The organism is Ruegeria sp. HU-ET01832 (genome assembly GCF_040371315.1).
GTDB lineage: Bacteria > Pseudomonadota > Alphaproteobacteria > Rhodobacterales > Rhodobacteraceae > Ruegeria > Ruegeria lacuscaerulensis_A.
Window position 1 is genome coordinate 156,049 of sequence record NZ_BAABWL010000002.1, and the last position, 26,091, is coordinate 182,139.

The window sequence follows — 26,091 nt, forward strand, 5'->3', positions numbered from 1 at the left end:
TGAACCGACGCGCGTCTTTTGATATGCGTCTGATGCGCTCCGTTCTGGAGAAATACAAAAGTCTTGATCTGAACAAACCTCAGCGGCAGCATTGACCTGCATCTTTCGAAAATGGAGATCCCGGTTGCAAGACTTTGTAAGTCTCATTCCATTTAGCGTCTCGAGTAATTTGTGATGATACGTTCCTCACCTGAACTGCTGGCAGTTTCGAGGCGTTGGTATGAAATACTCAGAACCAAGAAGAATACTGACGAGTTGCAGGATTTTCCGTCGAAAGCAGATGAACTAAGGTTCGTTGGGACAGGCGAAGGTGAGTTTTGGAGCGGGCAAGCAGTTCGCGATGGGGTTAGCGGCTTTTTTGCGGAGATCCCGGCACCCGTCGTTTTCGAAGAAGTTGAAGCTGAGGCCTTCGAAAACGGAGAAACGGGATGGTCATCCTTCGTCCACAAGATTCAGTTTGTCGGCTTTGATGAACCCGTCTTCTACCGCACCGTCCTGATTTTTGTCCCGGAGGGAGCGGCATGGAAGATCATCAATCGCCACGCCTCAGTGCCAACTCCAAATATTGAACTCGTGGGTAAAGAGCAGCTGGCCATCCAAAAGCTGGTTGATGCTGCGCGCGAAGATGGACCCGAGCTGATCCAAACCGAAGGTTTGGCTTCGGTACTTTTCACTGATGTTGAGGGCAGTACAACGTTGGCGGAGGCTTTGGGCGATCAGCATTGGTCGATGCTGATCGAAAACCACTTCCAAGTCTTGGCGGCGATCATTGAAAAGTATCATGGCCAGTTCGTGAAGTCTCTTGGAGACGGAACGTTGTCCGTCTTTCCGTCCGCGAAAGAAGCACTAACAGCAGCTATCAAGATTCAGGGGGCTATTGCATCGGCATCCGTGGAGCCATCTTTCGGTGTTCGGATTGGGATTCACACTGGTGATGTCGTTCAATCTCGTGGAGATTTCTTCGGTACTGTGGTCAACAAAGCGTCACGGATAACGACCGTTGGTGCGGCAGGCGAGATACTCGTGTCAGATGCGACTCGCGCCATGGTCGGAGGACGAACCGATTTCTCATTTTCTGAAATAGAGCCGAGACTCCTGAAAGGTCTACGCGGTCACCACGTCTTATATCGGCTGGAGTGGCAAGATTGAGTATTGCGGCTGCTCTAACGCCGACAAACCACACAGATACCCAGCAGAGCAAAGTCGCAAAACGTCTTTTGCTACGCAGCACGCCTCACATCGCCAGCAATTCCCGATGAATTGCGACCATCGCCCAGGTGTCGCGCGTGCAATACGCCACAAGATCAGCATATACCTTCTCGCGCGCTGGATCATCCGGTTCCGTCAGTGTTACGTCCTTCCAAAGGCGAGACGCGCTCGCCCCCTCTTTGATGTCCAGATCATCGTATGAAAGTTCTGGCAAAAACGCTGGAAGAACGGCCTTGATAGAGGCGCTTCCCTTGAACGCGGGATCGTTGATCACTTCATCCGCAAACGGCTTCATAAGATCTACAACGCGGGCGTTTAGGCCTTTCAGGAACTCTGCATGCTCTGGATAAGTTTCCGCCATTTCCGTATTGCGCGATTTCTCGAACGGAGCATACCAAACCACTACAGAGCCAACGTTTCCTATGTCCTCACGAAGCCTTTTCAGCAAGGCTGGCATTGGGTTACTGGCGTCTCGGTGGAGATACTCCCTGTGCTCAATTTCTCCGCCAGGCTCATGCTGGATATGCAAGGAATACTGGAAAGCCACTTGCTGATAGGGACGCGTTCCGTCCCAGGGTGGCAGCAAACTCTGAGATGTCTCGTAGTCAAAATAGTGAACCGGATAGACAATCTCGCTCAGAAACCTGCTTAACTCCTGATGATCGATTGTGCGTTCACCGTTCGCCACTGTTCTCAAGTAGCGCTGTGTCGACTTGCCCAACACAGATGGATCACTGATCTCGTCAATCTTTGTGATCCCATTTGCGATGAGTTCCGAGGCTTTTTCCGCATTCATGAACGGAAGGCGGTGGATACTGTCATGCGCGAGAGGTGGGTCGAATTTTTCGCGGATCTCCAGCCATTCACCATAGGATTTAAGGCGCGCACGTTCGGGGGACGGATCAGGCATCGTACCGCTGGCAACGACGCTCAATGCCTGATCGATAAGCGTGCGTGTTTTTTCGAGCTGCTCAGTCACCGCATCCGTGATGTCAGTGATGCCGACAAGCTCTTGCGGATTGATTTCGCCGTTTCTGACGTAATCACGGTTCACATGTGCAACTTCGCAGCGCGTAATGGGGAACCCGGCCGCCTCAATCACGACACGCTGGAATGCGAGATCAAAAGTGTGCTCGGGTTTTGCAGAAGTCCCGCTCTTGATCTCTGTCAGAACGTACCCATCATCACTGCGGCTCACGATGTCGGAGATGCAAGTTATGGTTCCATCTTCATAGCGTCCCTGCGCCACTGCGTTTGCACCGTTTCTCCAAGCCTCCAAAGTACGCGCGGGCAGAGCCTGGTATTCTGAAAAATCTGAAAAACCGAGGCGAACGAGATCACCAAAAAGCTCCTCTGCATATGGTTCAAAGGCGTGCCCCTCGTCAAAGCGTGCTTGCAACGAAGGGTCAATTGGCGGCAACAGATGCCTGGCATGCTTCTTGATCCAGAGCCAGGCAGGGTGCCTGAGAAACAACATGTAGTCTGATTTGGATAGCATCGTGTAATTTGCATTCCAGAATTGGTGAAACCAGTGGAAGACCATCATGGTCAGCTATTGAGAGTAACTTTTCTTTGGTGCAGTCGGCGTTACCACTCTACCAAAGCCTCATGTAAATCGTACCGATAGCTCGGCGTCCATCACGCCACCAAAACCAGCTGACCATTCTTCACCTGGAGACACTGGCCATGCGTCTGTCAATGTGCCAGTTGTGACTAGCTCGCCTCCCTGAAGCTGGTCGTCTTTGAAAAGCAGAGACACAAGATGAGCCAGGACTTTAATTGGGCCGCCGAGCGCGTTTTCACCCTTGCCGGCCTCGATAGCCTCGGTGCCCTTGAACAACGCTAGTGGCACTTCGGCCAAGCCGGTCAAGATATCATGCGTCGCCTCGATTTTGTCGCCAAGAACAAGGCAGCCGTGCAATCCTTGTGCTGCGATTGAGTCTTCGACCGAGAATTTCCAGTTGGGATAAATCGATTGGACGATTTCAAATCCTGGAGCGACCCACTCCACGCAACCTGCCAACTGCTCATCGTTCATTTCAGCCGTCGGTGTATGTCTAAGGCCGAGTACGATTTCTGGTTCAATCCTCGGTTCTGAATACCTTGCCAAGTTTACCGGCTGATCAGTCGAAAACAGCCCATCTGCGTGGACCTCTCCCCAAATGGGTTGATCCACACCGTAAACAGGCCAAATCGTGCGGTTCGTGAAGCCGACTTTTCTGCCAACTCTTTCTTTGTCCAGAATCTCGCGGACACGACTAGCAATCGAATAAGCGTCATCCAGCGATAGCTGTCCTGCCTCTGAAGACAGTTTAGGTATCTGCTGGGCAGAGGTCAGGGCATCAGCAATTGTCTGAGCGTTAGATTCAATATCTCTTGTCATATTCGCATTATACGCTCCGACGGCTGGATTGCGATGCAAGCGAGGTTTTGAAGGGCCATCGTCGGAAACTCAAAGGCTTGCAATGAAAGTGTGGATATGCCTCATTAACCTTCTGAGAGATGACAACCTTCGGTTGATGTCTATTCTTCAACTTAACCTTGGTTGGAAACCAGCTTCCCACTCGGAAGAATTCCTCTAAGGCTTCAAGATGTGCCTGGCGCTACTGCCGCTTTCGTTTGACCGAGATAATGCATCCGGAATGCTTCGGGTGCCGTGCTGGTACATCACGAGCCATCGCATCCACATTTCCAAGGTGTCGTAGTGCCCCGCTGTTCAGCAACACGCCGCGCCCGGCATCATACCGACGTTGCCCAAATCCGCTGGCAACGCATTCCCAGTCTTCCTTGGCCGCCGCGTTGCGGAATCTCGGTAGGTCGTGCGGATCATGCCGCCCAGGTGTTGCTGCGACGTGATCGTGTTTCTTCGCATTGCTTTGGTGGGTTATATGGTGGGTCACTTGAGTTGTTCCAGGTCGCTGGACAGTACCGGTCGTCGGCCTCGGCTTAGGGCGCATGATTGTCACGACGCCTTGTGGTTTCGGATGCCCTGGGACGGCCACGTGAGTTGCCGTAGGTTTTGGTGTCAACTGTGGAACCTGGCCAGGAACCGCCGTGGGAACCTGATTGGGGGTTGCTGTTGGGACAAGCGGTGGCGTCGCTGTTGTACCGCTGGGTTGCGGAACACGGCCGGGCACTGCGACCGGAATTTGGTTTGGTGTTGCAGTCGGGACGAGCGGTGGCACAGCAGTTTGACCGGTGGGCTGAGGCGGGACCTGACCAGGAACTGCGACTGGTATTTGGTTTGGTGTCGCGGTGGGCACAAGTGGCGGCACCGCTGTTGGGCCGGTAGGTTGAGGCGGAACCTGGCCAGGGATAGCTATCGGAACTTGATTGGGAGTTGCAGTCGGAACTTGCGGCGGCACCGCGGTAGGCCCGGTAGCCAATGGCGGAACCTGATTTGGAACGGCTGTCGGAACCCGGTTTGGAGTCGCATTTGGAGTCAAAGGCGGAGCTAGGGTCGGCGCTACTACCGGCGTGGGAACCTGACCGGGAACCGCTATTGGTGTCGCGATAGGAACCTGACCGGGAATTGCGTTCGGAACCGCGCCCGGCGCAAGGACTGGAACAGTAACGGATGTGGGCGTTTGCTGGGTTCCCTTAGGCGGCAACTGATTTGCTACCGGCTGAGTTGGGCCGGTAATTTGATTACCTGTTCCTTGCCCACCGGCCTGCCCGCATCCTTGGCTTGACTGGTGAGGATTCCCCACGCCACGGCACCACCCGTACTGATTTCCGCCGGCAACGACCTGTGTAGCGGCCAGTTCTGCAATCAAACAAGCTGTTGTAAGTAACGCAATTCTGTTCAGTTTCATAACATCCTCACCAACTTGTTGTCAGAGCAAGATACGCGCCAGGATCGCCAGAGTCGGTCAAAGGACCGTCTCTCAAAGGGACACCGACATATCCGGACAGGAATAAGTTTTGCTTAAACTCAACGTCCAGCCCCAACCCGGTCGATGCCAGTGTTGCACTTCCCACTTCGAAACTGGCGGGATCATTATTCGAGATGTAACCAACGTCGAAAAAAGCGAAGGGCGTCAGACGATTTACGCTCTGCGAGCTTGGGAAATAGGAGTGAGATACTTCGAAGATTGCTGAGATCCCTGAATCACCATCCACTTCGTCAAAGCGGTATCCACGCAACGCATAACGATCACCAAGGAAGTACTCTTCGACAGAGGGTAACCGGTCTGTTGTGTACTGACCCCAGATCTCTGTCCGCCAAGCTGTGTTGGGCGATAAGCCCGGTAGGGGGCTTTCATATCCGATGCCGCCCCTCAAATGCCAGAACGAAGAGTCCCCGTCATCAAAATTCGCGTCTGTCGTGTCGTTGTCATTGTCACCAAAAGATAAGGTTAGCCCCGCTTCCAGAGCTTGTCCCTTTGGATAGTTTTGCCCGTAAAGATATGTAAGGCCAACGACACTCGCGTCACTGGATAGTGGAACGCCACCACTGACTGAATCCGCTTTTGAAAGGCGATAGTCCAGCAGAAGATATCCATAACGGGCCACATCGCGGATCACGGGGTAACCCATCGCGACTGTGAAGTTCTCGCCGTCAATATCTGTTCTCGCAAAGTCCCCTGAGAGGTCACGTTTTGCGTTTATGTTCCCGTAGAAGATCTCACCGTACAGACCATTGCTGTTCAGCGGCGTGCGATAGGTAAGAGCGCCCCATAAAGAGTGCTCATCGTCTTTGTCCCAATTGTAATTGCCTGATCCCTCAAATCGCAGCATATCCCCGACGGTCAGCGTTGAATAAAACTCTTGCACGACATAGAAGCTTAGCGCTTCTCCAAGCTCACGCGGAGGGTTGTCGAGTGTCGCACTACCGGCTTGTTTTCGCAGTGGCTCTCCCAATACTCTCAGCCGAGCACCAGCCTGATCCGGGTAATCAAGTTCGGTCGACAACTCCAAGTCAGGTATGTCCTCGGCTAGCATAACCGCCCGCTCAAATCGTTTCAGCGTTATGGGATAGGAGGTGGTGAGGGGCTGAAAAATCTTCTCTAGGGTTTGGAACGTGCGCGTATCTACACCTTCAATTTCGATGGTTTGAATGCGCCCTTCATCAACAATTATGCTCTGCCCATCGGGGCCGGGCCAGGCCTCAGCCAAGAAGTAACCGTCTTCTCGGTAGATCTGCGTGATCGTTGATGCGACATCCACTGCTGTGATGCGCCCTGACCGATCAAAAGCCAACTGACCGGCAAACGTTAACAGCTCATCCGTATCATATACCGTTACGCCGCTGACAGAGTGCTGTGATGCGATGTCCCAGGTTTGGGCAATGCTGTATTTTGGAACTGCAACAAAGGCCACTAAAGTGCAAATGATCGCAATTACAACCGAATTGGATACGGGCATTATCGATAACCTTAAGGTGACTGAGCATGTTGAAGCCCAACGTTATTACATGGTTCGCATGTGTGAACCTGACGCTATTCGAATATATTGATGGGTGATGTTTTTTAGAAACATATCGAACAGAGCGCAGATTTACTTAATATGCTGCACATAAGACGGCACTCATTTACACAACCCCGCTTTTCAACCACGCAGAGTAGAGAACTAGTAGGACAGTCCTCACAACTCCGGTTGCTCAAAAACATAAAGCCGCGATTTCTTGGCATCATCTGTCAGGATATAGAGAAGCCCTCTGATCTCATCGAGAGCGATCCCTTCGGGATGTTTAACTTCTTTTTGTTTTCCATCTTCTGTGAACGTCAAACTGATAGACTTTACGGACTTGGATTCTGGATTGTAGATGAAGATCTGACGGCCTTTGTCACTCACAATCCAAAGAGAACGCGAGGACCGGGACCATGCCAGGCCGCTCAAATCCAGTTCATCATCATCTACACGCTCGGAGATAAAACCTGCATCGCGGGCTAAAGGAATGATCTCAATAATTTCGTCTAGCTCTGGCGATAACACCATTAACAACCTTGGTTGTCCCTCAATGCCAACGAAGACCCGCCCGGATTCCGGGTCAACGGCGATACCTTCGGGTCCCTTATTCAAAGGGTTGCCGACGAGTAATTCAGCGGCGGTCGGGTAACCTTTAAGAGATGCGAGAGGTATTGTCGTCAGTTGAGTGGGGTCAGTTGGGTGAACGACTAGGATTGATCGGTCAGTTTCTTGAAGCACCAAAACAGACCCATCTTTTCGAGGTGCAACACCCTCCAAATCTGATCCTGCCAATGCTGGCAACTTGAAAGAGTTTCCTAATACCCCGTCGACTCCGAGTAGGTGCAGTTTAGGTTCGGCATCACTTACAGACCACAAGAAGCCTTCAGTGTTAGACATTGCCAAACCGGAAGGCTCTGAAAATCCCTCTGATTTGTCTGCCACCTTGAATTTATCGACCAGAACCAAACCAGCACTTTCGGCGTAGGCAAAATCGGTCCAAGGCAAGAAGGCTGCCGCAACCAAGCTGGCCGTAAAAGCGAGTCGTCTAAGTTTGCAGAAACACCGTGAAATTGTAGGTTTTGACGGAAACACTTTGTTTTCTGCCATTCAATTTTCTCGCGCTTGGACCATATCCTTGTATCAGCGTTCGTATCACAGTCCGGACGCGATGTCCGAAGAATGCACGGTAATCTCTTTACCTGATCCCGCCTGTTGCGATTGAATTGAATAGGGCACGATGTGCCTTTGGTGAAGCGTAAGCCTTTGGCGTGAGCAGGAAGGAAGACAAGTTGAATACGACCCTCACATTTGTGACCGTGTTGTTGATGCTGCTGTTGCCAGGTGCTGCGGTGTCACAAGTCGACCCTGCGACGATGCTGGCCGGGGCTTCGGAATCGGAAATTCTCATCGAACGCCAGTGGACGCAGTTTCGTGGCAAACAGGAACTGTATTTCTTTACTCTCGATGTGATCGTCACGATCATTCTGGCTGGCTTGATCGTCTATCATCCGGTGAGACGTAAAGCCCGTAGAAGTGTCAGCGATATCGTCATGCCGCGACTGTTCTTCCTTTATGCGCTTGTCGGCATGGCGGTTGGGTTTCTGGTCGTACAGCACGGATCGATGATCGGGTTCGTGATTTTTGGAATAGGAGCTCTGTTAAGGTTCCGATCAAATATGGATGACCCGGTCGACACGGTGGAAATGATTATAGTCACCGTGCTTGGGCTGGCGGTAGGGCTGGGCTTACCCTTGATGGCCACACTGGTGGCGGTTGTATGTTGGTGTTTCATTTGGCTCGGTGGGCGAAACAAGGGCGTGGAAATTTCGCTCAAGGCTTCAAACGAAGAGCACTCATTGAAAGTCAGCGGGGACATTGAAGCCATGGCCGCAGACGCTGGCTGGAAGCTGGTCAGAAAACACCACGTCCCCGGAAAGTCTCGCGTCTCATTGCTTTTCATCACCTCGGGAGGGCTTTCAGAAGCCCGGATAGAAGAGATGATAAACGATCTGGTCCCTGATAAAGTTGAGCTGAAACTCAACCTCTAGTCATTTCACAAGGTCCAAACGTTTCAACACTGCATTCGGGGATCTGATCTCTTCCGGAAGCGACTTGAAATTTACCGACCTTTCGAAGTCAGGTCCTCGATATACTGCTATCCCAAATTTTCCGTTTGGCTGGAACGTAACATGAGTGAAGCTGTGAGGTGATCCGGCTTTTGATCCGATAAGCCGTCGCGGGCCACCTCCCAAACAAGCTTGGGAGACGTAAGTAACACCATCTTTCCAACCCGGATAGAAGGCATGATGGTGGCCTGACAGATGCAGAACCACACCGCTTTCCAAATAGATTTTTTCAAGTGTTGGGTCACCGATGATTTCGCGTTCACGCTTGATCGCGAAGGGCCAAAGTGGGAGGTGACTGAAAGTGACAATCGGGTCTCCACTTGTACCCAGTTCCACAAGTCGGTCCTGCTGATCGCCGGACAGCGGCCCTAGGGTCGTAGCATCCAGAGACGCAAACGTAATGCCTTGCATCTCAAATGCGTAGAAGAACGGGTAGTCATCTGAAACCAGGAAGTCGACGTCTGGCTTTCTCGGCGTCCATTCCTCTGCGTATATTTTTCTTTCACGCTCGAACCCTCGGTAAGCGGAGGCGTCATGGTTTCCCGGCGTGACCGCAAACGGAATTCCGGCAGCCGTTAAAGGATCTGATACCGCCTCATGAAACGCTTTCCACATTTCCCTGACCTGTTTGTCGGACAAGTTGGGAATGCGCTGTCCCGCAACCATATCTCCGGTCGAAATAACCAGATCTGGATCAATCTCGACTATCCGCTCAATCGCCTTGTCGACGCGGGCATCGTATTTTACCGAACCGTAGCTTCCGTTCAGATCCGATATGACGATGACATCCAATGCCGCGGCCTTGCAGGCTAGCAGAGCTGTCCAAATGCACGCCGCAAAAAGGGTAGAAAGGTTACGGGTCACTACAGTCTAAGGCCTCTTGCTCGGCGTCGCTTGTCAGAAAAAATGCGGCGGGATCCAAATCGAATATCAATTCACCATTTGAACAATTGCTCTGGAGGATGGACGTTGCCAGCGCGGTATTTTTGACGACTTGTGCAATCTGACTGTCTGACAGCCCAAGGCTTTGCGACAGCCAGTTATAAACCGGGCCTTGAGTTTGAAGCTCACTATTCAGCGCAACCAAGCGTCGGTATGTGCTTGGAGAGAAATGCCGCATTTTCTCTAGCATTTGAGTAGATTTCGCGAAGTTGGCATACTCAACCCGCCCACCAGCATCGTTGTCGTTTAGATTGCTGCGACGGATCAATAATGCGTCGGCGGGAACGTCTCCATCGTTTGGCTGATGGTGCTTGGCCTTCCTATGCTTCAGGTCTCCGTCTTCGACCCAATACCAATAGGGTGTGAAGTCTATGTTTCCTACGCGGTCCTGCTGGCTAAAGATGAAATCTAGGAGAACAATCTCGGTAAGTTCTTGCATCCAAAATGCCATCTGTTGGTCGCTGACATCGGGGCCGAGATCCTTGTTGATCATCCGGTCTCTTCGACCTTCTCTGACGCCCTCTGCGATTGCCTCTGACAATGGTTTTGAAGACCGCAAAGCTAAGAAAGCGGGCGTTTCCTGAAAATCACGGTTTTGGCCTTTCCCCCAACCAGATTTACGGGTGCCGTTGATTTCCGAGCCGTATCGATGCCCAGGGCTATCAAGCAGTACACCGTATATTTGCGTTCGATCCGAGGTGAACAGATCATCGGTTGGTTGGTATGAGTTTGGGTCGGCATCCGCAGCCGCGAAGACCCGCCAGCCTTCGTGGTTCATGCGCCCGCCATGAGAGCCACCAGAAATCACGAGGCCAGGCTCTGCGACTTCGGAAAAATGCGCCTGGGCGTCCATGCTGCGCCAAACGGCGACTGGAACTTTGACAGTCGTGTCGAAATATCTGGAGAAATGATAGTAAAGCAGCGAAGAGGTGGAAAACGTTCCACTAGTGCCCTTTTGGTTCATGGTGGATTTGAATTTGGCCACCCTGTCCTTGGCCAGATCTTTCGCCGCCTTCCCCTCTTTGCAAGCGTTTCTCTCGAACTCAGAACGGTTCCCCGCGTAGGGCCCTTCCGAAATATCGTAGACGGCCATTCCTGGGCTGGTACTCCAGGTTTTTGGGCAAATAGCAATTTCGGAGGCATAGAAATCGATCTCGCAATAGGCCGTTTCTTCCTCAAGATCGCTGTTCTTGTACTCGCCCGTTGGAACTTTTTCGATCCGAATACAGCGTTCAGTAATGCCGTTGGGGCTATCAAATGTCGTGGCTTCACCTAGAACATTGTCGTTCGCCCACACGACAGTGGGTGCAATGAGAGCAAGTGACCCCAGAAGATTGAACTTCATTTGGATAGTCCTCCCGGTATCATTTAGGGCAAATCGCTGCCTGTTGTTCGGTGGAGATTTTTAACTTTGGGTCGACACTGAAGTTGGAGAACTTTGAGTCAATCCACTTGTCGCATCCGCCTGAACAAGGCGCCCCGTTTCGGGCCTCATTCCAATAATCCTTGGCCCTTTCTTCTGTCCAACCGCAAAACTGAACGAGCGCCATCGCCGACAATGCACCTGAGGAATGAACCCCCCACATACAGTGCACCAGAACAGGGCCCTTTCCAGGGTTTTCTATCACCTCGTGTATGGACGCCATAACAGCACCGGGTCGGGAGGATCTGGCGCTTTGATAGTCAAAGGATCCGTTTCCACAACTGGTGCGACCGTATTCAGTGTTTTTGCCAAAGTCGGCATAAAACCCGATTGAGAACCCTTCACCACATAGAGTTTCGCGTTGACCTTCACTTAGGCCCGTTCGCTCCTTGTCGCCGCCTTTGAAACCAGAGCGATACAATACTCCACTTAAGACTGGGCGAAAGAAAGCGACACCATCAACACCGCCGTTGCTACCCTTTGAAAGCAATTGACTGTCGCTTGGGCCACCGTTTCGACTGGTCACGTCAGAATTGGCAGCGGTTGCGAGAACACCAATGAATATGAGGGACATCAAAAACCGCATGCCAGCTCCTTCCTATTTTTCAGCCTGTTATGCTCAAACTCTTCCCACTTAGTAGCCTTTTGGAGCGGTTCATTATTGGCAGCTATATCGAGTGGACGATAATCTTTCCGCCGTGAAGCATCAAATCGGCCACACCAGATTGATGATAAAGACGACAACGAAGTAGGCCAGAAAAACTTTCCAGTTCCATTGGTGCTTGTTTTCTTCGTTTATCACGCCGGCCGATTTCAATGCCAGGTTTGTGACAACTAGAGCGGCAATGATGACCGCCGCATGAGCCAGGTCGAAATGCAAACTAAAGCTCCCTTTCGCAGATGTTTGATTGATGAAAATGTGTCAGCAGTCACCTGATGGCAGCATAGTCACATCTGAGTACCTTCCCTCAGACGTCGTTATCCGAGCACAGGCACCAGTATCCTTGTTAAACCAGTACGAGGTCAGCCCTTCACTGCGGATGAGTTCAAATCCGAGACTCTGGATGCCCATTTCAGCTTGGCCCGCTCTTGCCCCTTCAAATGACGAAAGATCGCTGGAGCTGCCCACAGTTGGTGCACTTGCATCCACTGATCCGCCACTGTCGTCGCATGCTGCAAGCACAGTAATACACGCCGTGCCGATCACCAATTGGACCTTGGTTTTCATCTGTTTTTCCCTCGCTTTTTTTGGACTTGTGTTCCAGGGTTTCTGATTGATCACCTATTCAATTCCGAAAATGACGTTGTAATCGACTGAAGAGTTGCTGCGATTGATAACTTCCACGACATGATCACCGGATTGCCAAAGTTGTCCTCGATACTCCTTGTCCGCCGACATCAATCCTAAGAGTTCAGAACCGTCGGGGTTACGAATAACGTAGTCCAAGGAGCCATTTCGCGGAGCAACGCGGACGTAAAGAAACTGTTCGTTTTTGGCACCCAAAACGTATTGCTGCGACGCTCCGGGCGCGAGTTCACCAACGAGTTCGGCGCCGGTGGAACCAGCATCGAATTTGACACGTTGGCTACCAGTAGACCCGGCGGCGCCTGCCATGGCTCCACCGCCATCATCCATCGCTTCGACAACCGACATCTCGCCGATGCTACCATCCTTGTACGCGATGCAGCGCCAAAGTGTTCCGCCTGCGTCTCGTAGCATGACGAGCGTGCCCGCTTCTGAGAACTCCGAGCTTTCAATCGTACCTGATTGACCGTCTGGTCCTCCAACCTGTCGCAAATGATCGATACACGCGTCGTCTGCTTCAGACATTGCAAAAGAAGCCGTGCCCGAGATTGCGAACATGGGTGTGAGGAGTTTGAGTAAATCGAGTTTCATCAGATGGTCCCCTGTTGGCTTGTCCTTACATTTTTGCTCCGTACAAAGCGGAACCTCACTTCGCGTCTCGTAACTTTGACAGAAATTCATCGCATGCCTGCGCGCTGCCGACGATCTCGTCCGTCGTTTCAATTCCTTGCAGTGACGCCATTTCGGAATTTACGCGGTTGAGGATCTGATCCGCTTGCTCGGCGGTGATAAGGTTCTCAGCTTGTGCTCCTTTCAATGTGGTGCAGACACCGGCGGACAAGCCTGTTGCAACGCCGACACCCACCGCGGCCCCGCCACCCAAGGTCATCGCCCCAACCACGCCGAGGACGAGCCCGATCACAATTCCCAAGATCACTTTCCCCATTTTTTTCTCCCTGTTGGTGAGAACGAGCTCAGCCTTCACTGCTGCCGCAAACTGCGTGCCCATCTACAAATCATGACCAGCACCAAAAGGTTGAGAGCCGGTGCAAGCGCCGCGAACCACGGCTTGGCTGCCTCCCAGACCAAGTCCGCCACAAGTATCCAAGGTAGTCCCAACGGCAGCAGGAACACTCCGGACAAAGGGTCTCGTTCCTGTCCCAACCAGCCAAATGTGCCCGTTAAGAACGCAACTAACGCAAACAGGTAAAGGACCGCGAATACGATGATGGTGGTTCTACAAACCAAGTCGAGCCTCAGCAGATCAAGCCAGTGCTGCGCAGCCGTTTTCAGCTACGCAGCAGACAGGTCACAATGCGCCTTCGTCGCCCAGGAACTCGATACCAGCCGTCGCGCCATCACTGTAAGCAATGCAATTCCAAGGAGCACGATCCTCGCCAACGCCGACTGTGACCTGTGTTCCCGCCTCGCTAAACGCGGATGAGAGCACCACGACTTGCGAATTGTTCGTCGTGTTGGCTACATCTCGCAAACACGCCTGCTGAGCCGGCGTGAGCTCGGCGGACGCGCTTGATGTACTCGTATCGTCGCAGGCCACAAGCAGTGCGAAACATGTCGCGCCTGCAATCATCACCATCTTGTTAGACATTTTCTTCTCCCTCTGGTTCCCTTGAAATTAGTGAAATTGGATGCGCTTGTTTGAAGCTCTCGCGTCAGAGCAGGCTATGGAACATACTTCGACCCTGTGATTTCCCTTTCCAACAACTTGTCGCGGGGGGGGGCGGGCAGAGCGATTTTACTTTGACTACCGAGACCGCCGACAACGTGTGAAAGCTGAATGACGACACTGGCAATAGCTCGAGCGAATTCTGGAAATAGGGCGAGTACGTTTAGTCTGAGCATCGCGTCCTCCCAGCGCTCAATCATTGTAAAGTGCCTTCCGACCGCCAGCATTCACTCCAGCAGTCGGAAGGGCTCGGCACAGCGAGCAGCAACGACAACAACGGAGGTAAAATAAAGTTGTGTCGAATTCGCATGTTTGAATCTTATTTTTTATAAATCAACATTTTTTCCGCGCGTAAATTTCGCTACCTTTTTGAAAGATAGGTTTTTAGCGTTCAAACAAAAATGGAAGGCGGAAAAACCCAGAAGGGCGAAGGCGTGCTTTTGGGTCCGCGAGGCGTTCTGAGGCCGCACAGAAACTAAGAAAGGATTGAAAAATGGGATTTGGTGAAGCCGTTAAAACGTGTTTCTCGAAGTACTTCCAGTTCTCCGGCCGGGCTTTACGCTCAGAATATTGGTGGTTCTTCTTGTTTGTGGTTGTCGTGAGTGCTGGTTTAGCTGTGCTGGATACGATCATATTCGGGACCAACCCCGAAACAGACCAGGGATCTCGGGTCCTGTCCTCTGTTTTCCAGCTGGCTGTTCTCATACCTATGCTGGCCGCCGGTTGGCGAAGGCTGCATGATACAGGACGACCTGGCTGGTATTTGCTGCTGCCGATGGCGCTCAGCATTACAACGCTATTTGTTATGCTGGGTGGGGTAGCGTTCTTTTCGGTATTGGAGCAAGGGACCGAAAACCCCGATGCATTACGGGGACCCGCGGCAGTCTTGGGCGTGACCGGTATCGTGGTTGTCTCAATTCTTCAATTGGTTCTGTCTATCCTGATGATCTGGTGGCTGACGCGACCTTCCCAAGAAGGCGCAAACGAATACGGCGAACCTGTTTCCTGATCTGGCTGTCCGGGCAATTGGCTGGAACTTCTGCTGAACGACAGTGCGAACCGTAACTCAATGGAGAGAAAAAATGAGCTGCAAAACCATTTCCATTGGAATGCTACTTATGGCAGTGGCGACCACAGCATCAGCGGAGTGGTCGTTCAGCTCAGGGCCCAACCCCAATGCGTTTATTCAGACAGGAAACATGACGCTGGAGCTTCAGTGCAACCGTATCCGCTTTGCTCCGGCTGGATACGAGGACAGCCAGGACATTATGGACAAGCAGGGGCTGTCTATTCGTTTTTTGAAGAACGGCACAACCGAGGTTGGTGCTTTTCAGGTTGGCGCTGAAAACGCTGCCTTGCAGATCGTCGACAATTATCCCGTCGAGATCAGTTTTGATAGTCAGCAGGACTATGGTTTTGTACTGGACCAGCTTGCGGCCAATGCGGCGGTCAATCTGTCGATGATTGATCAAGATGTCAGCTATGGGATCTTTGACTTGAAAGGTTCCAGCGCGGCAATTCGGTCCCTTCGTTCCGCGTGCGATTCAGATCCTAGTCTGGGGGCTTCTTACGAAGCACCCGAAGGCATCGTCTATTGTGGTGGCGGAGCGATTGAGCGCGTGATCGAACCCGTAATTTTGGACAATCCGGAGGGAGAGTGGGACGCACGAGTAACGGTCAACGGCGAGTCGATCAGAGCCATGACGGCCTACAGTTACTTTGGAAACTATGAGCCGCCGGCCGGATTTGTCGTCGCGCTGCTTGGGGAAGACAGGTCCGAGTTTCTGATTTTTAGCGAAGGCTCGGCAAACTGGCTGGAATACGGGGACTATAGGTATGATCAATGCAATTGATGCCCCCCTCCAACCGATTTCCCAATTGGTAAGCCAGTTTAAATGTTTGGTTTCCTCGATTGTGCTGGGTTCGGGTCTAGTTTGGACCTCACCAGCGTTCGCGGCTGACGGTTCGCAACTTCCAACCGGTTTGCGGGCGAAGGTTGATCTGGCGGCACTGGCCTGCGCAGAGTTCAACAACGGTCAGTTTGACTTAGATTGGGGCGCGGTTGAAAGGGTGGATCTTGACGGAGATCTACAACGCGACTGGGTTCTGAATGAGTCTGGTTTTGCGTGTTCGAGCGCCGCATCTCTTTACTGCGGCACTGGCGGATGCATGTCGCACTTCTTGATTGAAGAGGAGGTTCACTCCTTGCTCAACCAGGGCTGGACGGTCGTTGACTTCGGGCGTCAACGCATTGTCCTTGCTGACGTCCACGGAACCAATTGTGACGGAATAAACCCGACGCCTTGCACAACAGCCAGTGTTTGGGATGCGGAAGCTAAGACGTGGCGCTCGTCTGCTGGCGATTGGGAGTAAGCTGCAATTGGGCACCGCAGATAGCCAAACTACGATCACGTTGGGGTGTTGTTAGGCAAACTTACCTTCGGATGTATTCCAACAGAAGCTCTGTGCGGATCCCAGAATTGCTTTAAGGTTGCGTATGCACCGTTAGGTTCCTCACTTTGAGACAAAGCTATCCAAAGCAAGACTGAAAGAGAATTGAATGAAACGCCTGTTTCCATCTCTGCCTGAGAACGCGACGCTTGGAAGTGTCTATCAAGCCTTTCCAGACAAACTTTCGCCGCTTTGCGCGTACGAAAGCCTGGTTATGAGGGGCGAGAGCGACCTCTCGGTTGCTGAGCGTGAACTAATCGCAGCTTATGTCTCTGGCTTGAATGCTTGTGCGTATTGCCATGGGGCGCACATCGTTTTCGCCAAAGCCTACGGCATTGAGGTCGAGACAATCGAGGCACTGATGGAAGACCGCGATGCAGCACCCGTCGAAGACCAACTCAAACCGTTACTGGCATACATTGAAAAGCTCACCGTCTCACCATCCCGAATGACGGAAGCCGACGCAAAAGCAGTCTACGCGGCAGGCTGGTCGGAGAGTGCGCTGTTCGATGCTATCCAAGTTTGCGGTGTCTTTAATCTCGTGAATCGCTTCATAGAAGGAACAGGTGTCCAAAGCCCTGGCACCGACCCAAGAGAAGCGGACGAAGCCACTTTAAACCGATGCCGCAGTGACAGCTTCTATACCGATTTCGGACGAGAGAACGGCCTCAACATCCCTTGAATTGATGTTGTTCTAACGTTTCCAATCGGAAATGGTTTTGGCTGCGTCGCAAAACTCTTGCGTCAGATCAATGCCTCTAACCTTAGCGCTTGCTTCTTCTGCAATTGTTTTGGTGACCCCACCCAAGCCACTACCAATATCAAGTACATTCGCGCCTGTCGTTAACTTCAGTTTCTCCAATAACTGTAAAGTCGTCTGTCTGCCTCGGAAATGGTACTCATTGATTGGTTAGAAATCCGCGGCGCGTAGTTTCTTCGGGTCAATGCTCGCGGCCTTCAGGCTATCAGCTATCTGGTCGATCAGCCTGCGGCTGGGACCATAGTAGTCGGAAACTTGCTCTCTCATTCTCAACCCCTTTTACCAATCATGTTGAATGCTACTGAATGCCCATCAGATCAAAACTCGCGGAGGGTCGGCAGGCACTCGAGTGCTCAAGGTAGAGCTTCGAACCAGTCTAGCACCGCGTCCCGCCAGCCCTCCGGAACGCCGTGTCCGCCTTTGGTGACCTTCAACCGAATCGAGCCGGCCTCACAGTCCATCCAATCCTTCTGCATCGAACCATCGTCGCCAAAGCTGTTTTCCGCGCTACCTAAGCAGGCGTTTTCTCGGCGCCAGACGTCCAAGCCCTTCATGACGTTACCCTGGTGAAAATCGACACCCTCCCATGTCAGCTCTCGGCCTTCGAACGGCACCATTCTGTCTTTGAAGCCGTGTACGTGAAACAGGTGAACTGGCGCATCGCACTCAGTGGTCATAGGCTCCCAGAACGCCCCAGCCGCAGCGGCAAAACCTCTTGCCATCTCTGGCGCTTGGCACGCAATGTCCCAGACCATCGAGCCGCCGCGGGAGAAGCCTGCGATCAGTATTCGCGACGGGTCAATTCCGAAGCGCTCCACCGCGTCGGCGCGTACGGCGTCGATAAAGGCTACATCATCGCGCGCCAGGTCATATCCGTCAGCCACACCCCAATCGAGGTCTTTGTCATTAATACTGGGCTGCCCGCTCGGCATAATCACCGCGTAGCCACGCCGGATGAAAGGGTCAACATAGGCGGAATTCTGGATCATCGCCTTGCCAGACCGTCCATAACCGTGCAACCAAATGACGGCAGGTCGTTCATCCGGAGCCTCTGGCAGGGCCACGTAGTATTTACCGCCTTCCAGTGTGCACGGTGCATCTGGCGCACCACACTCTCCATCAGAAGCGAGGGCAGCGTTCGGCTTCGCAGCAATAACAGCAATGGCAATACCGAGCGTCAAAATGCGATTGCGCGTTTCGGGTCGCATCAAAAGTGTACCTCTGTGGTTAGGTCACAGAAGATCATAGCACAGCGTTGCGCATCTCCGAAGGCAGCGGCCAAGCGTTTGTGAACCATCTGAAGTCTAGGCAAAGTTGGCCGGTCTATCTCTATCCAAATGAGTAGTTATGAGCTTGGGAAAGAACTTAGATTTTGTTCGAGAACCCAGGTAACTTTCATTAAAGTGGTACGGGGGGACTTATGGAACGCCGTCTAACTGCCATTATGGCTGCGGATTTTGTGGGATTCTCACGCCTGATCGAGCGTGATGAAGAGGGCACCATTACAGCGCTAAAGGGCTACCGAAAACTCATTGATGGCCTCATCTCAAACTACGGTGGTCGCGTGTTCGGCAGCGCGGGTGACAGCGTCATCGCTGAATTCACAAGTGCAACGGACGCGTCCCGCTGTGCATTGGAAATTCAAAGAGAGCTGAAGGTCCGGAACCTCGATCTGCCGGAAAAAGGGCGCATGAACCTTCGTATCGGAATACATCTCGGTGATGTCGTGGCAGATGGCGATAACCTGCTGGGAGACGGTGTCAACATTGCGGCTCGGTTGGAAGCAATCGCACCGCCCGGAGGCCTTTGTGTTTCCAAAGCAGTTGCCGATCAACTTTCGGGAAAGGTGGACGCGGAATTTGCGCATGCTGGCGCCCATGAATTGAAGAATATCGCCAATAAGGTCGAGGTTTGGACCTGGCCTCCGGAACTTGCGGTCAAACCCAAGCGCAGCGCAGCGATCCGATGGACTGCCGCGACGGCTGTTGTCGCCACAGCTACCGCGATTTCAGCATTTTTTGTATTTGGAAGAGATGATCCGCGCGACCTTCCGTCAGGTGCGCGGATTGTCATTACACCTTTTGAAACAATCGGGGAAAACAAGGAAGACGAGTATTTCGCTGAAGGTTTGACGCGTGATCTTAACGCCTTGTTGGCGAAGTTCTCTAACCTGTTTGTTATAGCTCCCGAAGCTGGAGCCGACTTCAGCAGTAACAAAGATTGCGAAGCGATCAGGGATGCGTTAGGGGCCGATTACATACTTGGCGGCACGGCCCAACGGTCTGACTCGAAACTGCGGGTGACAACTACATTCATCAATGCAAGGACTTGCCGTCAACTCACACCGCCGGGCCCCTTTGATATGGACCTCAGTATCGCAAATGTCCTGGATATCCAGGTTGAGATTGCAAGAAAGGTCGCCTCGCAAATCGGTTCAAGCGATGCCCCGTTGTTCAACACTTCTGTACAGCAGGCTATCCGCGACAAGGCACCGGAAAACCTGGAAGCCTATGAATGTTATCTGTTGGGATTCTGGTTTTATCAAAGTTTCAGCATTGAAGCGCATCGCAAGGCTCGGGACTGTCTATTGCGAACCGTGAAGGAAGAACCTGGTTACTCTCTTGCTTGGTCGCGATTGGCCTTTAACTATCTCGAGTCTAAGAAACGATCATTCGACACCGATCCGGATTGGGCAAATAAGGCCCGAGACGCCGCCACACGTGCACTTGAGGAAGACCCGGACAATGCGGATGCGCACTACGCCCTGGCAATCCTCAGCAGAATGACGGGAGAAGACAAGGCGGTCTTCTTTGAACACGCAAAGAACGCCACGGAGCTTAGTCCCAATGATTCCTGGATCCTCGCGGATCTGGGTATCTTTCTTGCTTACTCCGGCGAGTTTGAAAAAGGTAAAGAGTGGATTTCCCGCGCAAAAGACCTCAACCCCAAACTTCATCCTGGCTACGATAACGCTTGGGTGCTGCACGCGATCTTGCGAGGCAATTATGATGAGGCACAAAAAGTCATCTTGAGCTGGGGTACGCCGAAATCCACCATGTCGATGGCAACCCTGACTGCAAGCTATGCTTTGGACGGCGAGCAACAAAAGGCGCAAGAGATGGCGCGACGCTTGCAAAACGAACACCCGGAGTTTCTTGACGATCCACGCTCACCGTATCGAGCGCGTGGAATGCCAACGGAGCTGATCGAAAAGATAATGGATGGGCTTCGCATTGCCGGTATTGAAGTTTCAGAGAACTAACGCCGCGATTGCTTGCAAACATCGCTTTCAGAATGGCGGGCGTAGAATGTTTGTAGCGGCTCTGGAACCAAGTTGCGTTTGCTACCTAACGCTGTTGCCGACACCGAATAAGGAGATTCGTAATTTCTAAGGACAGTTTTGCGGACGCAGAAATTGGAAGACACCTAGCGGACGCTGCACGTCGTTGCCGCATGGTTTTCTTCACTGGATTGCCGGCATCTGGAAAGTCATTCCTATTGCGCCAGCAAATATCCATTGCGATCTCCTTGGGACGTCGCGTGCATATCATGCGTTGGGATAAGGGGCTCGCGGCGTTTCAGACCGAAGACATACTAACAAAGTATCCAGATGTTTCGGATGGAACTCATCCGTTGATCCGAAGGGCCGCCGGATTGTGGGGCCGGAGAACCTTAGCGCGATGGCAGGTGGAGAATTCCGATCCCACAGACATGATTGTGGGCGAAGTCCCTATCATCGGAAACAGGTTTTCAGAGTTCATCCAGGCGCAGCCGGATCAGATTGAGCCTGCCTTAGCTTCCGAGGAAACCAAATTCATCTATCCGGTTCCCACAAAGGGCTTACGTGCCAATCTCGAAGCTATTCGAAGATCTACGTTTGCGAACCCCGGACATCCTGAAGAGGCCAGGGACGCGCCACCATCCACAATGGAACTGGCTTGGCGTTTGACGTGTGCCAAGGCCGCAGAATTGGGCTTGATCTCTGAAGCGGATATTCATTCTCCGTACGAGGAGATGATTTATGTGCGGTTTTTTGAGCACCTGCTGCAACTCCGACACGCCATCAGAATTGGGGTCGATACGATCTATTCAAATGCAGGGTCAGCCCATGATCTGGATGCGGACGCCTTAGAACTCAGTGCTAGCTCAGACGAAGTAAAGTACGCAATCGCAGAGGTAGAGACTACTTTTACAGCCGAAGAAGCCGCCCGAGAAGTTGAAAACTGGTATCGGGTGTAGTCTCGGACAAAGGTCTGTTCGGTTAGCATTTCGGACTTTGCAAATTTACGAGAACGGATCAAAGGAAATTGCCTTTCACCAAACGACGAACATGCGGAGGTGAGGTGAGGTGAGTGACCTTTGCCAGCAGGTGGCTCACTTCAATATCGTCAAACAAGGCGCCAGGTTGCACGAGAAGGTCTCGTGTTGGTACTTACTCAATGGCTACAACACAGGTGCGTGGCTGTCACTTCCAGCTTGCAGCTGAATTTGGCGTGATCTAATCGCCTTGTTCGGCCGATTGTCACCAAGTGTCGTCAGAACCTTCCTGGATACAGACTCATCATGTTCTGCACGTCAAGTTCACTCGAAAACGCAGCGGGACTACTCCAGATCACGTCATTAATATAGTCGCGTTCCGCGTGAAGATTGTTGGCTGTAGGCCGCGGCTTCCGGGTTTCGGGGCAGGCTCTTTTGGTCCAACCGAACAGTCCATCAAATACGGTCCAGATGCTGGGTGACATTGTATGGGAAGCCATCTCATGGTCCTTTTCGAGTTACTTGCGCTGTCGCAACAAGAGTAACTGTTCACCCGTTTTTCTGGTATCCGGCACAAAATTGTGCTGTTCTACAAAAATGAAGAACGGGTTCCGAAATTGGTCGGATATTCGTGTGTTCCTCTCTGTCTTCAGAGAAGGGTCGACGCTTGCGGCCTCCAGAAAGCTAAAGGTCTCCCAACCAACGGTTGCCCGACGCATTGATGTTCTCGAAAGAGAAACAGGCTTGACGCTTTTTGAGCGCGGTACGCACGGGTTCAAACCGACCCCAGAAGCCCTTCGCCTCGTTCCCCTCGCCGAAGCAATCGAGACTTCAGTCCTTGAATTTGCCGATTGCGCGAAAGAATTGACGTCGACACAACCCATCCGTATCACCGCTTACTCAGCAAACTTCTCTGCACGCATGATTGAAATCGTAAACGAGTTTTCCGCCGACAATCAGGATGTCGCATTCGAGTTTTTGTCCAGCGTTCGGGCGCTGGACCTGATGGCGGGCGAGGCCGACATTGCTTTGCGCCTTGCAAGAACTGAACCTGATCCTGACCTGATCTGTCGTAAGATCAGCACGGCCCGCTGGTCTTTGTTCGGCAGCAGAAATTACGCGGACAAATTTGGCTTACCGGGGTCAACGAATGATCTGGCCGGGCATCAGTTTGTTACCTTTCAGCGGGACGACGTACCAAATGTATTCCACGAATGGTTGACCAATCACGTGGAGCCGGACCAGATCGTCATGTCTTTCACTGAACTGGAGCTAATGCATGCGGCGATCAGGTCAGGGCAAGGCCTTGGAATCAGCAATGTCAAGCTGGTGGAAACAGACATGTCTTTTATCCGATGTTTCGACGAAATCCCCGAACTTGCGGTGCCGCACCTAATGCTCATTTCGCCGGAAGCCTATCGTCGGCCAGAGGTTAGAGCCTTCGTTAAGTTCTTCGCACCTCGTTATGCGGCAATCTACAAGTAGTTATTTAGGCAAAAAAGGATTGAGAACACGCGAACAAGCTAGTTTGCATGTACGCCACGACCGCAATTGCGAATAGAAGCTTTATGTGGCGAGCCCAAGGATACTCTTGAAGATGGCAAAGGGAGGTCGAATTGATCGCCGCGCCCAAGTCGCTGCAAACCGCCTTAACTCCGACATGCCATCACGTGGTGCATGACCAGGTTAAGAACTTCAACATCGTTCTGGTTAAATGTCTGGTATCGGAATTTGACCGTTCCCCGGTCTGGCTTCGAACGTGATGGTGTAATTGCTTCAACCGTGACGCGCACGCTGATCGTGTCACCGGAATACACCGGAGCCAGCCACCGTACCTCGTCCATACCATGTCCACCCAGATTGGTGCCGGTAAGTACACCAGTGTCGCGGAACAACCTGAAAGTAAGCGCTATTGTTTGAAATCCACTGGCGATGAGACCGCCGAAAATCGACTCTGCGGCAGCCACTTTGTTAACGTGGAAGGGCTGCGGGTCATGAACCAGTGCGAAGTCAACAATCGCTCCCTCGGTCAGCGTAACGCCACCGGTTTCGAAAGTTTCGCCAACCGACAAATCGTCGATGTATTTTCCGCTGGCCATGGCAAAAGTATAGTTTGATGCACACTCAACCGTCAACGCGGAGTCACGCTCGGCAGCCACTAATGCCGCATTGTCTTTCGACCATGGCAAAGATCGTAATTGAGAACTGAGCCAGTGGTCGTTGACCTATGCCGCGGCGACAAAAAGGTGCGCTTCTTGCGGTACGTGCAATACGCCTTCATTGTCATATCTAGACAAAGCGTCTGCAACCTCTTCCACGACCTTGTTGGTGACGTCATCACCTGCATCCCTAAGATCAGTTTCGATTGGCAGCGCCATGATTTGCGCACGAAGGTCAATAAATCTTCGCTCTAGTACCAATGGCTCGTGACGAGCTATCTTGAAGCCTGCATCGACCAACAAGTTCGAAATGAGGTCCCCATCTCGAAACGAAAAAGGCGCTCTGGCCTTGACTGCGGCATCTGTTCCAACATGCTGTTCGAGAGCTTTTGCAAGTGCTCCATTGAAGGGCGACACAGCGCGCCAACATGTCAAAAACAGCTGACCGTCATTGCGCAAGATCCTATGAACTTCTTTCAACGCGGCGGATTTGTCGGGGAAGAACTGAAGCCCCTGTTGTATGAAGGCATAGTCAAACGTAGCATCTCCATCACCCATCCTCTTAACGACATTACCGCGATGATCGCTAACCAAAGGATCAAATAACTCTCGACGTAGAACACGAAGTTCGCCGAGAGTCCTATTTTCATCTGCCTTAATCTGGCCTGAGTAGTTTACTACATCGGCCGAGAGTACTGCGGAAAGTCTGCGGTCTCCATTCATGTCTATTGGTAGCGCAAATTACGCTGCTTGGAAAAGACCACATGATTTCCTGAACGTCGCGCATGTCCTATTGAATGGCTTGGTGCAAAACTGAAAAGCGTGACTGTGATTGTCTGCTTCGGGCTGCCATCGGCCCATCCGCACACCGCAGAGAATGATTAATTCGAGCCCAGTGCGGACGCAAAGTTAGATGGGCAGACGGGCGTGGATCTCAATCGGGGCTATCAATCCGCCTTCTATGTTTCGCACCATGTTTTGGACCTTTAGCGCTGTGTCGTCGCCCATGATCAGATGCAGGCCAAGATGTGGAGGACCATCCGCACGGCTTTGCGCAGCCGCCAAATCTTCAAAGAATTGTTTGGCAAACACGGTGCGGTCGATCCTATCGGTCAATTCGAAACCAACGGACTTCAAAGCCGCCTCATATGTCTCTGGTGGTGCAAGCGCACTCTGATCCGAAGTCGAAGCCCAAGGCGCTGGATAATCCATATTGCCCTCGCCGACTTGCATCACATCGTAAATCGCAAAAATACCCCCTGGTTTAAGCACACGCATTGCCTCCCGCGCGATGCCAACTTTGTCCGCAATGTTCATGCCGACGTGGATCATGTAAGCAGCGTCCATCGAGTCAGATTCTAACGGCAGATCAAGTACGCTTCCTTCGATGAGTTGAACCCGATCCGACATGCCCGTCCATTCTGTAAGGGCGCGTCCTGTTTCCACAAACTCGGCGGTTAAATCGATGCCGGTCACATGAGCCCCAGTGGCCGCTGCTACATAGCGGGCAGGACCACCGAGGCCACATCCAAAATCGACAACCCGACTTTGGGGCGAAAGGTCTAAAGCCTTCACAAAAGGTTCGGTCGCAAGGCGTCCGCCAATGTGAAACTCGTCAACCGGCGCCAAAGCGTCGCGAGAAATCGGTGGGGTCAAGTCCAGTGCTGCGCAACCATCAGAAATTCGCTTTAGCAAGTGACCAGAGTGGTAGTGGTGCGCGACTTTATTGGGATCGGTCATGTTGAAGCCTCCCTAACTTATGCCTCTATGGTAGACACGGTGATCTTGAATGTCAGCTCCGTCCGCTTATCCGGATTTGAAAAGTCCAGTTGCGAATGTCTGTCTAGGGCTGACTATCTACGCCAGGCATCGTCCGCCAAAATCATCGCTCATCTCCTTCCTTCGAGGCCTTCGCTGCTTGGTAGCAGGTCCACAACCGCTCCACCTCATCGAGCGGATCGTCACTGGACCGCTTGTGTGAATTCAGCTGCTGTTTCATCGCTCGACGAGATGCATCATCCTGTATGATCTGGTCCGCACGGAGCACATCGACTTTTTGAACGTATTCAACATCTGCTTCTGCCAGCAAGCGCTCCAGTAGTCCTGACGTTGAAGAAGAATCTGAATAGATCCAACCCGCCGGGCATTGGTCGATGATGCCCAAAACCTGGCTTGCAACATCCACGGCAGGTGGAGCCGTCGAAAGGTTGATTGGAGATGCGTCCAAAACCTGATGTGACCAGTTCAGGGGTCGCGACCCGTTATGACAGGTGCTTTATCATCTTTATGTCCGCCATCGCCCTCGCGACAAAGTTTTTGTTTCGGTCATAAATCGAAACTTTGGGTAATCGCCGTCGAA

At 52.3% G+C, this 26,091-nt stretch carries 28 protein-coding genes; 9 read left to right on the forward strand and 19 right to left on the reverse strand.

Annotated features, from left to right (window positions below; genetic code table 11):
* Positions 1-174: 174 nt before the first annotated feature.
* The gene (locus tag ABWV79_RS06110; protein ID WP_353390946.1) at positions 175-1,149 is read left to right on the forward strand and encodes an adenylate/guanylate cyclase domain-containing protein; all 975 of its coding nucleotides are present in this window, start codon (positions 175-177) and stop codon (positions 1,147-1,149) included.
* Positions 1,150-1,234: 85 nt separating this feature from the next.
* On the opposite strand, the gene ABWV79_RS06115 is transcribed toward ABWV79_RS06110, so the two are convergent.
* From ABWV79_RS06115 to ABWV79_RS06135, 5 genes are all read right to left on the reverse strand, one after another.
* Entirely contained in the window at positions 1,235-2,755 is a 1,521-nt protein-coding gene (locus ABWV79_RS06115; RefSeq protein ID WP_353390947.1) for a DUF2779 domain-containing protein, read from the reverse strand.
* Positions 2,756-2,815: 60 nt separating this feature from the next.
* Positions 2,816-3,592 carry a 2-keto-4-pentenoate hydratase gene (locus tag ABWV79_RS06120; protein ID WP_271952844.1) on the reverse strand — a complete coding sequence of 259 codons (777 nt, stop codon included), beginning with the start codon at positions 3,590-3,592 and terminating at the stop codon, positions 2,816-2,818.
* 220 nt (positions 3,593-3,812) lie between these two features.
* The gene (locus tag ABWV79_RS06125; RefSeq protein WP_282121536.1) at positions 3,813-4,109 is read right to left on the reverse strand and encodes a hypothetical protein; all 297 of its coding nucleotides are present in this window, start codon (positions 4,107-4,109) and stop codon (positions 3,813-3,815) included.
* A 922-nt stretch (positions 4,110-5,031) separates the two neighbouring features.
* Entirely contained in the window at positions 5,032-6,576 is a 1,545-nt protein-coding gene (locus tag ABWV79_RS06130) for a ShlB/FhaC/HecB family hemolysin secretion/activation protein (protein WP_353390948.1), read from the reverse strand.
* A 219-nt stretch (positions 6,577-6,795) separates the two neighbouring features.
* Positions 6,796-7,728 (reverse strand): SdiA-regulated domain-containing protein, encoded by a 933-nt coding sequence (locus tag ABWV79_RS06135; RefSeq protein WP_353390949.1) that lies wholly within the window; start codon positions 7,726-7,728, stop codon positions 6,796-6,798.
* 182 nt (positions 7,729-7,910) lie between these two features.
* On the opposite strand from ABWV79_RS06135, the gene ABWV79_RS06140 reads away from it, so the two are divergent.
* The gene (locus tag ABWV79_RS06140; protein ID WP_142639636.1) at positions 7,911-8,669 is read left to right on the forward strand and encodes a DUF4956 domain-containing protein; all 759 of its coding nucleotides are present in this window, start codon (positions 7,911-7,913) and stop codon (positions 8,667-8,669) included.
* On the opposite strand, the gene ABWV79_RS06145 is transcribed toward ABWV79_RS06140, so the two are convergent.
* From ABWV79_RS06145 to ABWV79_RS06180, 8 genes are all read right to left on the reverse strand, one after another.
* Positions 8,670-9,539: a metallophosphoesterase family protein gene (locus ABWV79_RS06145; protein WP_353390950.1), complete on the reverse strand. Its 870-nt coding sequence runs from the start codon at positions 9,537-9,539 to the stop codon at positions 8,670-8,672.
* A 61-nt stretch (positions 9,540-9,600) separates the two neighbouring features.
* Positions 9,601-11,034, reverse strand: a complete 1,434-nt coding sequence (locus ABWV79_RS06150; RefSeq protein WP_353390951.1) for a hypothetical protein — start codon at positions 11,032-11,034, stop codon at positions 9,601-9,603.
* A gap of 19 nt (positions 11,035-11,053) precedes the next feature.
* Positions 11,054-11,698, reverse strand: coding sequence for a protein-tyrosine phosphatase family protein (locus tag ABWV79_RS06155; RefSeq protein ID WP_353390952.1), 645 nt, complete (start codon positions 11,696-11,698; stop codon positions 11,054-11,056).
* Between the two features lie 120 nt (positions 11,699-11,818).
* Positions 11,819-11,992: a hypothetical protein gene (locus tag ABWV79_RS06160; protein ID WP_353390953.1), complete on the reverse strand. Its 174-nt coding sequence runs from the start codon at positions 11,990-11,992 to the stop codon at positions 11,819-11,821.
* A gap of 42 nt (positions 11,993-12,034) precedes the next feature.
* Positions 12,035-12,340, reverse strand: a complete 306-nt coding sequence (locus ABWV79_RS06165) for a hypothetical protein (protein ID WP_170493936.1) — start codon at positions 12,338-12,340, stop codon at positions 12,035-12,037.
* 54 nt (positions 12,341-12,394) lie between these two features.
* Complete coding sequence (locus tag ABWV79_RS06170) at positions 12,395-13,009, reverse strand: hypothetical protein (RefSeq protein WP_353390955.1); 615 nt, start codon at positions 13,007-13,009, stop codon at positions 12,395-12,397.
* A 55-nt stretch (positions 13,010-13,064) separates the two neighbouring features.
* Positions 13,065-13,427, reverse strand: a complete 363-nt coding sequence (locus ABWV79_RS06175; RefSeq protein WP_353390956.1) for a hypothetical protein — start codon at positions 13,425-13,427, stop codon at positions 13,065-13,067.
* 300 nt (positions 13,428-13,727) lie between these two features.
* Entirely contained in the window at positions 13,728-14,027 is a 300-nt protein-coding gene (locus ABWV79_RS06180) for a hypothetical protein (RefSeq protein ID WP_353390958.1), read from the reverse strand.
* A gap of 571 nt (positions 14,028-14,598) precedes the next feature.
* On the opposite strand from ABWV79_RS06180, the gene ABWV79_RS06185 reads away from it, so the two are divergent.
* From ABWV79_RS06185 to ABWV79_RS06200, 4 genes are all read left to right on the forward strand, one after another.
* Positions 14,599-15,114 carry a DUF805 domain-containing protein gene (locus tag ABWV79_RS06185; protein WP_353390959.1) on the forward strand — a complete coding sequence of 172 codons (516 nt, stop codon included), beginning with the start codon at positions 14,599-14,601 and terminating at the stop codon, positions 15,112-15,114.
* 73 nt (positions 15,115-15,187) lie between these two features.
* Positions 15,188-15,958 (forward strand): hypothetical protein, encoded by a 771-nt coding sequence (locus ABWV79_RS06190; protein ID WP_353390960.1) that lies wholly within the window; start codon positions 15,188-15,190, stop codon positions 15,956-15,958.
* Entirely contained in the window at positions 15,942-16,478 is a 537-nt protein-coding gene (locus tag ABWV79_RS06195) for a hypothetical protein (protein WP_353390961.1), read from the forward strand. The genes ABWV79_RS06190 and ABWV79_RS06195 overlap by 17 nt, the downstream gene beginning before the upstream one ends.
* A 187-nt stretch (positions 16,479-16,665) precedes the next feature.
* Positions 16,666-17,238 carry a carboxymuconolactone decarboxylase family protein gene (locus ABWV79_RS06200; RefSeq protein ID WP_353390962.1) on the forward strand — a complete coding sequence of 191 codons (573 nt, stop codon included), beginning with the start codon at positions 16,666-16,668 and terminating at the stop codon, positions 17,236-17,238.
* Between the two features lie 12 nt (positions 17,239-17,250).
* Here ABWV79_RS06200 and ABWV79_RS06205 read toward each other — a convergent pair whose 3' ends face one another.
* Both ABWV79_RS06205 and ABWV79_RS06210 read right to left on the reverse strand, forming a co-directional pair.
* Entirely contained in the window at positions 17,251-17,418 is a 168-nt protein-coding gene (locus ABWV79_RS06205; RefSeq protein WP_353390963.1) for an SAM-dependent methyltransferase, read from the reverse strand.
* A gap of 251 nt (positions 17,419-17,669) precedes the next feature.
* Positions 17,670-18,524, reverse strand: a complete 855-nt coding sequence (locus ABWV79_RS06210; protein WP_299637033.1) for a CE1 family esterase — start codon at positions 18,522-18,524, stop codon at positions 17,670-17,672.
* Between the two features lie 212 nt (positions 18,525-18,736).
* On the opposite strand from ABWV79_RS06210, the gene ABWV79_RS06215 reads away from it, so the two are divergent.
* The 3 genes from ABWV79_RS06215 (at position 18,737) to ABWV79_RS06225 (ending at position 23,058) form a co-directional block, all read left to right on the forward strand.
* Positions 18,737-20,578 carry an adenylate/guanylate cyclase domain-containing protein gene (locus tag ABWV79_RS06215; RefSeq protein WP_353390964.1) on the forward strand — a complete coding sequence of 614 codons (1,842 nt, stop codon included), beginning with the start codon at positions 18,737-18,739 and terminating at the stop codon, positions 20,576-20,578.
* 191 nt (positions 20,579-20,769) lie between these two features.
* A complete protein-coding gene (locus ABWV79_RS06220; RefSeq protein WP_353390965.1) occupies positions 20,770-21,555 on the forward strand; it encodes a hypothetical protein in 786 nt (261 codons plus the stop codon).
* Between the two features lie 615 nt (positions 21,556-22,170).
* Complete coding sequence (locus ABWV79_RS06225) at positions 22,171-23,058, forward strand: LysR family transcriptional regulator (RefSeq protein WP_353390966.1); 888 nt, start codon at positions 22,171-22,173, stop codon at positions 23,056-23,058.
* 164 nt (positions 23,059-23,222) lie between these two features.
* On the opposite strand, the gene ABWV79_RS06230 is transcribed toward ABWV79_RS06225, so the two are convergent.
* From ABWV79_RS06230 to ABWV79_RS06245, 4 genes are all read right to left on the reverse strand, one after another.
* Positions 23,223-23,732, reverse strand: a complete 510-nt coding sequence (locus tag ABWV79_RS06230) for a MaoC family dehydratase (protein ID WP_353390967.1) — start codon at positions 23,730-23,732, stop codon at positions 23,223-23,225.
* A gap of 66 nt (positions 23,733-23,798) precedes the next feature.
* On the reverse strand, positions 23,799-24,455 hold the full coding sequence (locus ABWV79_RS06235; protein WP_353390968.1) for a methyltransferase domain-containing protein: 657 nt from the start codon (positions 24,453-24,455) through the stop codon (positions 23,799-23,801).
* Between the two features lie 186 nt (positions 24,456-24,641).
* Complete coding sequence (locus tag ABWV79_RS06240) at positions 24,642-25,472, reverse strand: class I SAM-dependent methyltransferase (protein WP_353390969.1); 831 nt, start codon at positions 25,470-25,472, stop codon at positions 24,642-24,644.
* Between the two features lie 142 nt (positions 25,473-25,614).
* The gene (locus tag ABWV79_RS06245; protein WP_353390970.1) at positions 25,615-25,917 is read right to left on the reverse strand and encodes a hypothetical protein; all 303 of its coding nucleotides are present in this window, start codon (positions 25,915-25,917) and stop codon (positions 25,615-25,617) included.
* Positions 25,918-26,091 lie beyond the last annotated feature (174 nt).